Here is a 12,055-nt window from a genome sequence, read left to right on the forward strand (position 1 = left end):
TATTCGCATTTTAGGTATTGATTATGGATGAACAATTAAATGCAACTCTCATGGGCTGGGTCAAAGTTTTTAATGATCCGCTTTGGGATTTCTTAGTCGTATTCTTAGTGGCGGTTGGTATTTTCTATACCTTAATCACTGGCGCAGTTCAGATTCGTCTATTTTTTCATAGTATTAAAGTGATGAAATCTAGCCGTAAAGAAGGCGATGATGAACATGGGATTACACCATTCCAAGCCTTTGTGACGGGACTGGCCAGTCGTGTCGGCGTAGGTAATGTCGCAGGTGTTGCAATTGCGATTGCAATTGGTGGGCCAGGTGCAGTGTTTTGGATGTGGTTTACCGCATTTTTAGGCATGAGTTCAGCATTTGTGGAATCTTCACTTGCACAGCTCTTTAAAGTGCGTGATACGCAAAATCAGCAATTCCGTGGTGGACCAGCGTATTACATTACACAAGGTTTAAAGCAAAAGTGGTTGGGTGTGGTTTTTGCCATCGCGCTGATTTCAACCTATGGTTTTGTCTTTAATGCGGTGCAAGCCAATGCGATTACAGGTGCGACCTCACATGCGTGGGGCTGGGATAAAGCCAACATCATTTTAGACTTAGGTGGTTTCGGTTTTGAAATCTCTTGGGTGGGCTTATTCTTGGTGCTCATAACTGCGCTGATTATTTTTGGCGGGATTAAACGGATCGCCAAAGTTGCAGAAAGATTTGTGCCCTTTATGGCTTTGCTTTATCTCGCAGTTGCTTTCTATGTTGCATTTGCTAACTTTGCGATTCTCCCAGATATTTTCCAGTTAATTTTCAGTAAAGCCTTTGAATTTGATGCAGCAGCAGGTGGTTTTTTCGGTGCCATGGTTTCTATGGCAATGATGCAAGGGATTAAACGTGGTTTATTCTCCAATGAAGCCGGTATGGGTTCTGCACCCAATGCTGCGGCAGCTTCAGACGTTAAACACCCAGTCAATCAAGGCTTAGTTCAAATGCTCGGTGTATTTGTCGACACATTTGTGGTGTGTACCTGTACGGCCATCATTATTTTGGCGTCCGGTTTGTATGAAAATGCAGGCTTTGAAGGCGTTGCTTTGACGCAAATGGCGCTTGAGAGTCAGATTGGTGCTTGGGGAGATGACTTCCTTGCCATTATCTTGTTCTTATTCGCTTATTCTTCAGTAATCGGTAACTATGCTTATGCTGAAGGTAATGTACAGTTTATCAATAACAATCCTAAAGTGATGTTTATATTCCGCGTATTCGTCCTCATGATGGTGTACTTTGGTTCAATCATGAGTGTGCCACTGATTTGGAACTTAGCAGACCTCTTCATGGGTGTGATGGCAAGTATTAACCTCTTTGCGATTCTATTGCTGACACCATTTTTATTGATGCTGTTGAAAGACTATACCTCACAGTTAAAACGTGGCGTAAAAGAGCCCGTGTTTAAAATGGATGAGCATCCAAAATATAAGGATCGCGTTAATTCCGATATTTGGTAAAGTCAAAAATTAACTTTAAAAAGCTCCGTTATCGGGGCTTTTTTTGCTAGACAATGTTTTGGATCTTGATGTGGAAATTCTGCTAGACACTGAAATTTTGACAGCCAATGACTTTCTAGGTTGTATGTCAATATAATGTGCATCGGTCAGAGGCATTAACGAATAATAACAGTGACGTGAATGTGGACTGATTAGACTACTTTTTCTCTTCAAATCTCGAGTTGCATTTGGAATATCTCTCAATGAAAAGCATAACTGTTTTGATGACTGCATTCGCAATCAGCCTTGTAGGTTGTCAAAGTGTGGGCTCAAAAACGGTCAGCGCTGAAACAACCGCACAAATTCGGACTTATACCCCAGCACCTGCTCAAGTGGCGAATAACCGCATTGACTTTAAAAAAGTGAAAAAGCAGGAAAAGCGTCCGATTGTTGCTTTGGTTTTAGGGAGTGGTGGGGCACGTGGTTATGCGCACATTGGCGCCATTCAAATACTTGAACAGCAGGGAATACACCCTGATTTTATTGTCGGAACCAGTGCGGGCAGTATTGTGGGTTCAATCTATGCATCAGGTAAAAGTGCCAATGAGTTAAGAGATATCGCTTTGAATATGAAAGCCAATGATGTTCGAGAAATACGTTTGGACAAAAAAGGCTTTTTTGACGGTAAAAAAGTTGAAGATTATATCAATGAGCAAGTTGATGACGTGCCTTTAGAGTTGCTAAAAACCCCAATGTATGTGGTGGCAACCGAGTTAAAGGATGGCAAAAAAGTCGTGTTCAACTATGGCAATACGGGGCAGGCCGTTCGTGCTTCGGTGTCGATTCCGAGTATGTTTATTCCAACGATTATTGAAGACAAAGAATATGTTGATGGTGGCTTGGTCAGTCCTGTTCCTGTGGACGTTGCACGCGATTTAGGGGCAGATATTATTATTGCGGTGGATATTTTGGCACGACCGATTCATACCGAAACGTCGAATGTATGGGGCTTGTTTAACCAAAATATCAATATTATGCAAAATCGTTTAGCTCAAGAAGAGCTCAAGCGAGCAGACATTGTGATTCAACCTGATTTACGTGAAAAAGCACATATATTTGATGTAAAAGGTCGTGAAGTGACGATGCTTGCAGGTGAAGAGGCAACCTTAGAAAAACTTGGAGAGATTTCTCGGGTTTATGCTGAACATCAATATAGCAAGGGACATCATATTCCTTATTTAGCAGCCAAAGACTAGGTTGGTACGATCCGTAAATTGACATGCATCCTGTTCACCTAGCAGGGTGCATTTTTATTTCAGCTAAGCATTTTAATTTTTGCTCTCAGCTCTTCCCATGCTCAATAGTATCTAGTAATCATTAATATATTGGATGTTGATTGGTTTTAGGTCTTAATCAAAAGATTTGCCAAATATAAAAATCGTAATAATAAGAAAATATACAGTTAATTATTTGAAATTAATTAAGAAAATCATATTAATTGGTTTTACGTAGATTTTAAGAGTATATACCTATATTAGCGTTTTTATTCATGTGCTTACGTTTACCAATACTGTTGAAGTGTTTAGAATATCATCAGGTTATTAATACTTAAAACCAATAAATATTTTAAAGGTGGCTGTAGATGAAAACGCTTGATGTAGGACAAAAAGTAAAGCTTGCGATGATGGAAGAGAGCGTATTTATTGTCACTCATGTACATGTAGATAATTCTTACACGCTAGAAAGTACCAATGATGGTGGACAAAAAACCAGCTATGACAACGTATCTTTCGAGATGTTAAAAGTCTTAGAAGATTAAGTTTAATGCCGTGCTATGTTGAATCGATGAACAACGCGTTTTAATGAATATGTTTTAAATATAAAACACAGCATAGCTTGGATTAAAAAAAATTGATAGATAGCGCGATAACTACTTGTTTATCGGGTGTATATCGTTATCAATATATATTTTACTGAATGATGGTATGATCACTATAAATAATAATGATGGTTTTTTTGCCGATTTGAACATTTAATTTTGATTAAAATCTATATAATAATCACATTAATCATTGTTATATCACGAGTCTAGAGAAACAAGATGTCCCCATTAGATCAAATTGCGAATGCACTAGACGACCAGTCAGAATTATCGATGTCAGTTTTAATGACTCCTGACATGGCGAATTTTTCGGGTAATGTGCATGGTGGAACGATTCTAAAATTGTTAGACCAAGTCGCGTATGCTTGTGCAAGTCGCTATTCTGGTAGCTACGTGGTGACACTATCAGTCGATAAAGTAAATTTTAAAGAACCAATTCACGTGGGTGAGTTAGTGACTTTCCTTGCAAGTGTGAACCATGTAGGTCGTACTTCTATGGAAATTGGTATTCGTGTTGAAGCGCAGAACATTCAAAAACGTACAGTGCGTCATACCAATAGTTGCTATTTCACAATGGTCGCTGTTGATGATCAAGGTAAACCAAAACAAATTCCGGCATTAAATCTAGATAATGACTGGAAACGTTGTCGCTTCGAAGCTGCGGAACATCGTAAAGTGGCGCGTTTACAGGAAAATCATCATCCTTCTTGCAGTATTTATAAAAAGTCGACACAAAGCTAATCGCTTTGGTGGCTGAATATTTGAAAAGATCGCTTAAGCGATCTTTTTTTATTCTGAAATTCGTCTGGAGAGTGCAGTAAGGATTTTAATTCCGAGTGTGCGACTAAAGTTTATTCTTCACAGCTCAGTTAATGATAGTCATTCAGTCCAATACTGTTTAATATAAAACGATACGTAGCGTTTCGTTTTTAAATTATGAGTGAAACTGAAAAAACTTCTCGGCGTAAGCAATGTATCTTACAAGCGGTCACAGATGCTTTGGCGGAAAGTGATTATCGAAGCATGACCATTGAAGATATTGCCGCTCGCGCAGGCGTTGGAAAATCGACGATTTACCGTTGGTGGAAGCATAAGTCCGATCTGGTTTTCGATGCTTTTAAAGCGCACACCGCCTCGGTGTTTGAACTCGATTTATCACAAAGTTTAGAGTTCAATCTAAATCAACAATTGCTCAAATTATCACGGGCTTTAAATCAGCACGTGGGTCGAGCATTGCTAGTGGTTTTGGCAGAGCATCGTGAAGCAGCAGGTGAGTTTTTTAAACAGTATTTGTTACCTCGACGTGAAGCGACACGTGAGCTGATCCAATTGGCCATTCAACGAGGCGAAATTCGCGCGGATTATCCTTTCGAACTCATGTTGGATATGTTGTATGGCCCGATTCATTATCAGATCATTTTCTTTAACACTCAGCCAGATGAAGACTATATCAAGCGACTGGTGCAGTTGGCGCTAAACCCGATTTTTACGGAGCACCAAGCCACGCGTAGCAGCGAGGCAATGACCTCATGACTACTCAACATCAGGCATCGTTATGGAACAAGTCTTTTGTTTTTTGTCTGTGTAATAACTTGTTTTTATTTAGCTATTACTTTGCGCTGCTGACCATATTACCCATTTATATTATGAAAGAATTGGGTGGTTCGATTCAGCAAGCGGGTATGGCTTTAACGCTGTTTTTGGTGTCATCCATTGCGATTCGTCCCTTTTCCGGCATGATTGTTGAGCGTTTTGGTAAAGCCAATTCTGTACGTATTTCAGGCTTTATTTTTGTCGTTTTTGCGCTGAGTTATTTGTGGATTGACAGCATGTGGTCGTTGTTGGTCATTCGTTTTTTACATGGTTTTTGGTTCAGTATATTAACCACGGTCAATGTTCCCATCGTAAATGATTACATCCCAGATCATCGAAAGGGCGAAGGCATGGGCTACTTTGTCATGTCGACCAACTTAGGAGTGGTGATCGGGCCATTTTTAGCGCTGAGTATGATTCAATCCAGCAGTTTTAGTACCTTATTTGCAGTATTAGCCTTATTGGTTGCAGTGGGCTATATTTTTACGTGGTTGGTTCAAATACAAGAACACGTACAGCATAAATCAAGTGATCAAGCGAGCCAATCCGCAGCCATCCAATGGCGTGATGTGATAGAAACACGGGTACTTGCCATCAGTTTTGTGGCATTGCTGACCGCATTTGCATATTCGAGTGTGATGAGTTTTATCACCGCTTATGCAGAGTTGAAGCATTTACTCGCTTATACCAGTATCTTTTTTATTGTCTTTGCTGTGTCGATGTTGCTCGTCCGTCCTTGGGTTGGCAAAGTCTATGATCGTAAAGGCCCGAGTGCAGTCATCTATCCATCATTTATTTGCTTTGCCATTGGTTTGGTGGTTGTGAGTTTTCTCACGAATCAATGGGTGCTTTGGATATCGGCAGTTTTTATGGGCATCGGCTACGGTTCAGTTTTCCCATGCCTGCAAACGGTCGCGATTCAAACGGTAGAAAAAGCCCGAATGGGACATGCGATATCCACCTTTTTTGCCTTGTTTGATATTGGCCTTGCTGTCGGTTCGGTCATTATGGGTGTACTGATTGCATACTTTGGATTTCAGGCAACCTATTTATTTTGTGCGGTGATGGTGCTGTTCACTACGTGGATGTATCGTTTATTCGTGGCAAACCAATTTAAACGCAGTGCTTTAGGAGCTGAATAATGGAATTACGACATCTACGATATTTTGTTGCGGTTGCCGAAGAGCTAAATTTTACCAAGGCTGCGCAGCGAATGTGTACTGTGCAACCTTCTTTAAGTCAGCAAATTAAAGACTTAGAACAGGAAGTTGGGGTGCAATTATTGATGCGAACCAACCGAAAAGTTGAGTTGACTGCAGAAGGTCAGGCCTTTTTAAAAGAAGCGCGTTTGAGTTTAGAACATGCTGAAAAAGCCATGATAGATGCGCGTCAAATTGCGCAGCTCAGTAAAGAACAACTGAATATCGGCTTTGTTCCTGTGGCTGAAATGAAGGTCTTTCCTTATATCATGCCGAATATCCGTGCTCAGTTTCCTGAGTTAAAAATTCATTTTCATAGTTTAATGGATGTCGATCAGATCAGTGCAGTGCGTAAAGGGGAAATTGATATTGCCTTTACCCGTTATGTCGAAGAAAGCCCTGATATAGAATCTGTTCAGATTTTTACTGAGCCTTTGGCGCTGATTGTACCGAAAAATTCGCCTGTGGCAGAACAGCGGCACATTAGCATTAAAAACATGAATAATCAGGATTTTATTATTAGTGATGAACATTCATCACCTGAGCTATACCGAATTATTCAAGATTTCTTTAAGCAAAATAAACTGAATGTGAACTTGGTACAGCATTCGACCAATATTTTGTTAAATGTCAATTTGGTCGGTATGGGCGTGGGGTGGAGTTTGGTACCGTCTTATGTCATTCCATTGCTCGGTGATAAAATATTGGTTAAAAGTACGGTTGAACCTTTGCCGACCATTGGTTTGTATGCGAGCTATCGAAAAGATCGTAAAAATGATGCAATCGAATTGATTTTAAAAGTCTTAAAAGAGCAGTTCTATATGGGCTTTTTCTAAGCCTTTAAATATTGCCCTAAGATTTAAATAAAAAAATCCTGAATTAAGCGCTTCGGGATTTTTTATTTATCGTATTTTTAATCAAAGACTCAATGATAAGTTGCCTTTATCGCTCTGATTTATTTAAACCATTTTTGTAAATAGGGTTTCATCACGCGGTAGGCAATCAAACCGATAAAAATAATCAGATAGAGTGGCCAAATCGTAATGAGAATAACCAGTAGGCTCAACACAAATTGCCAACCTTTTTGAATACCATACCACGCTCTTTGCCAGAAACTATCGCCATTTAACTGCGCAACAGCATCAAGGTTAATATCGATATGTTCACGGACAGTGGCAGGTTGAGTAAAGCCAATCACAATCGTGCTATAGCGGACACGATCTTGAACTTCTAAGCGAGTCAGGCGTGAGATTTCATTGACTTGCGCTGCTGCTACATGGTCTGGCACGACCGTTGTTTGCGACATTTTTTCTTCGAGTAGTTTTAGCTCATAGCGTTTTGCCGAATATTGCTGACGGTTCAAAAAATGCATAAGGGGCAACAGTTGATTAACGAAATGTGCAGCTTTTTCACTTGGCACACGAATGATCATTTCCGCTTGCGGATTTATTTTTTCAAAGATTTTAATTTTGTCGTCAGCAATCGGGTAGGATTGACTCTCTTGCACCACAAAGTCGATATTTTTCTGTTCAATAAAGCCACCTAAACTTAGCGTGAGTTTTTCAATTTCTAAGGCCGTTTTAACCACATCTTTCGACTCAAAACTGACATTGGCTTCTCGAACCATTTTACGAGAGGCTTCGGCTGGGTTGACCTGCTCATTTAAAATAGTTTCAGGTTTTTGTGTTGTTGCAGGCGTGGTAGACGGCTCATTGGAAGTGCTTTCCGCTGCTTGATCTTGCTGTGTACTGACTTGAGCAGGTTGTGCATCTGCGCTGGCTTCAGTTGCCATTTCTTCGGTTTTCTTGGAACAGCCTGAAATTAAAATCACCGTAAACATGGCAATTAAATATTTATTTTTCATCGATGTAGAGCTCAATTGTTTGATTATCAGAAAGTCGGAGTAAATACTTTTTGCTTTAAATATAAATTCAAATTTAGCGTAATTATTAGTCGGGCGTATTGTATCGGAAAGTGTTTAAAGCACGGATGAACGCAACATAATTCTACATAAAGCCGCGTATAGTAATAGACAGAACAACAAGGATGAAAATAAGGATATCTACAATGAACCCAGCAATGAAACTCTACAGCAATCCACGCTCACGCAGTAATACCATTCTGCCTTTATTAAAAGAATTAGACATCGAGTCAGAAGTTGACATTATTGAAGTGCCATATGAAGAGATGCATCAAGCGGCATATCTCAAGATTAACCCCATGGGCAAAGTTCCCTGCTTGGTCGATGGTACTGCTGTGATCAGTGAAACTGCAGCCATCTTTAGCTATTTAGCCGATAAATTCAGTGACAAAGGTTTAGCACCCGCATTGGATGATCCAAAACGGGGTGAATATTTGAAATGGATGTTTTTTTGTCATGGTCCGCTGACTGAAAATGGACATGAAAAATGTCGGCATTAGTACTGAGTTGATGGATGAAAAACGTGGCAGTTTGAGTTTTGGTAATGAAAAAATACTTTTAGATTTTATTAAAACAGGGCTTGCGCAGGCACAGCCATATCTGTTGGGGGATAAAATTAGCGCAGCAGATTTGTATTTAGCTTATTGGATGGTGTATGCCATTTCATTCAAAATATTGCCATATTTAGATGAATTTAAACCTTTTATTCAGCAGATTCAGCAACGTGAATCGGTAAAATATGTGCATTGGTTTCAGTCGGTTTAACTTGGATGCTTATTTGATTGTTGGCTGAACGTGGCGTTGCTATATGTCTAATCATGTAACTCTTTCTTTGGAACAACAAAGAAAGAGTTTTAAATATCAATCACTAAGATGGTAAAGCGATTTTAATTATTGCCTAGATAATGTATGGCAAATGTTGAGCTAAATTAAATAGACTCAATCATTGTTGGTTCTATTTAAAAAATCATGGGCTTCATCGTCAGATAGAGGTGGGCCTAAATCTCTTTCAAGTTTGGCATATATTTCAAGCAGTCTTTTTTGATGTGGGTCCATATCTAAGGCACGATGCTGCTGATATGTTAATTGATCATCAATCCAATCATAATCCTGAATCGCAGACCCGGCGAAACTGGTTTTCAAATGGAGTTTGTAATAACCAGAAAAGTAGTGTTTCTTGGTATCTAGACAGAGATAGGCGAATGTAGATCAACCACTTTCGGGAAATTTAAGGCGAGTTCGGCAGGGCTTCTTTTCTAGTGTAAATATGGGTGAATAGACTTGGCCTTTTAGAATGATATTTTTATCTTGACCAAAATATTGAGTTTGTAATGCAAATAAAGCAAGAATCACTGTGGTGAGAAAAAAGCTGGCAATGACTGCATAAAAAAAATGAAATGTATAAATGGAAGGACAAAAAATTAGATTCTTCGTTTTTGTTCACATCTTTTTCTAAGCGTAATAAATAGCAATTCAAAGAAATAAGAAAACAGAGGCAAAAAACGAAAATAGCTAACCAACTATTGGCATGAAAATGATGTATCTCTACGAAAATGAGTGAACAGATAAAAATAAAGCCCAACAAACTATAAATGAATAATTTCTGAAATCTTTTTTGCATTTTGCGAAGCTTATAATTATGTATTGAACGATTATAGCATGCGATGTTTATAGTGATTATAGAAAAAATCACCATGCTTTATGCATGGTGATTTTTAATTCTTGCAGATCTATTTGGATTATTAAGCATGCAATTTTGCAAACAATTGTTGGCTCACGCTGTCTAAAGTTTGTGGAATTGCAATCGCTGCAACAAAACGGTCTGGGCGAAGAATCGTAACAGATTCAGTGGTTTTACCAAACCAACCACGAATATCGGTACCAATATCACCAATCGTAATCACATTGTCGTACTTGGTGCGATTTTCATTGCTAAGCTGAACAGCAGGCAATACTTGGATAAATTTAACGCCCAATTTTTGCCATTTTTTCATGGTCGCATCTGACAGACCCCATTTCGGATCGACGCCCCAAGCAATGATTGCAAAGTCGTTACCGATGACTTCATCAAGTAGGACTTTTTCACCAGATTCAAGTTGAACATATGGTTGAATGAACATTTTACCCACAGGTGAATCTTTAACACCGTTATTGATCAATGCACCATCGTTGTACTTCGGCATTGGCTTGAAGCGCATTTCCAATAGATATTGTTTGATCGGTTTGATGTAATTGAGCGCATACGCGATACCATCACGCACGAAACCTTGCCATTTTTTTGGTGGCGCAAGGACATGACCCGCCATTACAGAAAGATCAATCATCGCTTTGGCATGATCTTTACGTTCAACTTGGTATGTATCTAAAAGCGCTGGGCCAGCTTTGCCTTGTACAACCATTGCAACTTTCCACGCAAGGTTGAACGCATCACGCATACCACTGTTATACCCTTGACCTTGCCAAACTGGCATGATGTGCGCAGCATCGCCTGCAAGTAAAATACGGTCTACACGGAATTTATCTGCAATACGGGCATTGTGGGTATAAACACGCTGACGAATCACTTCAATACCGTCGGTCGTTGGAAGCACTTTCGACAATAATTTGGCAATGTTTTCAGGTTTGCTTAATTCTTCTTGAGTCTCCCCAGGCATCACCATAAATTCGAAACGACGAATACCGTGTGGAAGAGCAGCAGATACATAAGGACGCACAGGGTCACAGCATAGGTAAATGTGTGGCGTTGCAAGTGGGTCATTATTGATGTCGATCACGATCCATTGGTTCGGTGCAGTTTTACCATCGAAGCCGATGTTGAGGGTACGACGTACCACTGAGTTACCACCATCACAAGCAATCAAATACTGCGCTTGAATTTTTTCAGCTTCACCGTCTTTATTTTGAATATTGAGCGTTACACCATTGGCATCTTGGCTAAAATCAGACAATTGACGAGAGAATAAAACATTTGTGGTTTCGTACTGTTTTAAACCTTGTAGCAGTACATTATCGACTTGCGGTTGAATAAAGGCATTACGACGTGAGAAACCAAATTCACGAGTGAGCGGTTGAATGTCTGCGAAACAACGACCTTTAGGGGTTAAGAAACGCATCGCGTGGTTCGGTGTTGTATGCGGTAACACTTGGTCCACTAAACCTAATGATTGGATGGTACGTAATGATTCATCATCAATACCAATCGCACGTGGGTAGTCAATCAGGCTGTCTAGTTGTTCAATCACAGTGACTTTGACACCTTGCTTACTTAAGTAGTTTGCAATGGTTAAGCCGACAGGACCTGCGCCCAGAATGGCAACTTCCGTTGTGTAATTTGCTTTATTGCTCATGCGTAAACATCCAATCACTTCACATATGCCACTATTAAGTTCTAAACCGAGACTTTCAACAAGCTAGGCATAAGTCGAAACGATGAATCGAATTGTCGTGTTTTTTGAAGGGTTTTATTTTAAGTGAATGATATATATTTATTTATATGAAAATCATCAATCATTTTGAATGATTTATCAATCATTAAAATCTATTAATCAGTGGCTTTGAGCATAAAAAAGCCGAATCATTTTTCAATGATCCGGCGACTTTAATTCATTTAGCACAACATTCTATTAGTGAGGGATAAATGTTGAGCAGCAGACTAAATGAATTTAGCGTGTGGAGTACGCTATCCGTCTATTACTGAGCAGGTTGAGCTGGTGCAGAACCTTCAGCATTTGCTTCTGAAGCAGGTTGAGCAGCAGTACCTTCAGCAGCAGTTGTTTCAGTCGCTGGCTGTTCTTGAGTGCTAACCACTACTTTTTCTTGTTCAGGTGCTTCTTGTTTATCTTTGCTGGCAGCAAAACTTGTTGCAGCTGCAGCAGCTAGAGTAGAAGCAAGTAAAATTTGAGTTAATTTCATTTTGAGCATCCTTATATATTTTAGTAAGTCCTGAAAAGATCATCACGTCCATCAGGAGAGAACTCATGCT

General features: G+C 39.6%; 10 protein-coding genes and 1 pseudogene. 8 read left to right on the plus strand and 3 right to left on the minus strand.

The features are described 5' to 3' along the window. Positions 1 to 23 precede the first annotated feature (23 nt). The 7 genes from FTT76_RS00935 (at position 24) to FTT76_RS00965 (ending at position 6,988) form a co-directional block, all read left to right on the plus strand. Positions 24 to 1,499: a sodium:alanine symporter family protein gene (locus FTT76_RS00935; protein ID WP_180007539.1), complete on the plus strand. Its 1,476-nt coding sequence runs from the start codon at positions 24 to 26 to the stop codon at positions 1,497 to 1,499. A gap of 242 nt (positions 1,500 to 1,741) precedes the next feature. Then, positions 1,742 to 2,734, plus strand: coding sequence for a patatin-like phospholipase family protein (locus FTT76_RS00940; protein WP_218945489.1), 993 nt, complete (start codon positions 1,742 to 1,744; stop codon positions 2,732 to 2,734). Positions 2,735 to 3,120: 386 nt separating this feature from the next. Further along, the gene (locus FTT76_RS00945; protein WP_171262670.1) at positions 3,121 to 3,297 is read left to right on the plus strand and encodes a hypothetical protein; all 177 of its coding nucleotides are present in this window, start codon (positions 3,121 to 3,123) and stop codon (positions 3,295 to 3,297) included. A 282-nt stretch (positions 3,298 to 3,579) separates the two neighbouring features. Continuing rightward, entirely contained in the window at positions 3,580 to 4,101 is a 522-nt protein-coding gene (locus FTT76_RS00950) for an acyl-CoA thioesterase (protein WP_078191431.1), read from the plus strand. 195 nt (positions 4,102 to 4,296) lie between these two features. Next, positions 4,297 to 4,893, plus strand: coding sequence for a TetR/AcrR family transcriptional regulator (locus FTT76_RS00955; RefSeq protein ID WP_168379283.1), 597 nt, complete (start codon positions 4,297 to 4,299; stop codon positions 4,891 to 4,893). Next, positions 4,890 to 6,095 (plus strand): MFS transporter, encoded by a 1,206-nt coding sequence (locus tag FTT76_RS00960; RefSeq protein WP_180007540.1) that lies wholly within the window; start codon positions 4,890 to 4,892, stop codon positions 6,093 to 6,095. The genes FTT76_RS00955 and FTT76_RS00960 overlap by 4 nt, the downstream gene beginning before the upstream one ends. Further along, entirely contained in the window at positions 6,095 to 6,988 is an 894-nt protein-coding gene (locus tag FTT76_RS00965) for a LysR substrate-binding domain-containing protein (protein WP_078191428.1), read from the plus strand. Before FTT76_RS00960 ends, FTT76_RS00965 begins: the two co-directional genes overlap by 1 nt. Before the next feature lie 119 nt (positions 6,989 to 7,107). Here FTT76_RS00965 and FTT76_RS00970 read toward each other — a convergent pair whose 3' ends face one another. Beyond that, entirely contained in the window at positions 7,108 to 8,016 is a 909-nt protein-coding gene (locus FTT76_RS00970; protein ID WP_180007541.1) for a DUF4349 domain-containing protein, read from the minus strand. Between the two features lie 215 nt (positions 8,017 to 8,231). Here FTT76_RS00970 and FTT76_RS00975 point away from each other — a divergent pair. Next, positions 8,232 to 8,838: pseudogene (locus FTT76_RS00975) on the plus strand (glutathione S-transferase family protein). Positions 8,839 to 9,815: 977 nt separating this feature from the next. On the opposite strand, the gene FTT76_RS00980 reads toward FTT76_RS00975, so the two are convergent. Further along, positions 9,816 to 11,420, minus strand: coding sequence for a bifunctional 3-(3-hydroxy-phenyl)propionate/3-hydroxycinnamic acid hydroxylase (locus FTT76_RS00980; RefSeq protein WP_180007543.1), 1,605 nt, complete (start codon positions 11,418 to 11,420; stop codon positions 9,816 to 9,818). 343 nt (positions 11,421 to 11,763) lie between these two features. Further along, positions 11,764 to 11,985: a hypothetical protein gene (locus FTT76_RS00985; protein ID WP_078191424.1), complete on the minus strand. Its 222-nt coding sequence runs from the start codon at positions 11,983 to 11,985 to the stop codon at positions 11,764 to 11,766. Between the last annotated feature and the right edge of the window lie 70 nt (positions 11,986 to 12,055).

The organism is Acinetobacter sp. YH01009, assembly GCF_013420765.1.
GTDB classification, from domain to species: Bacteria; Pseudomonadota; Gammaproteobacteria; order Pseudomonadales; family Moraxellaceae; genus Acinetobacter; species Acinetobacter amyesii.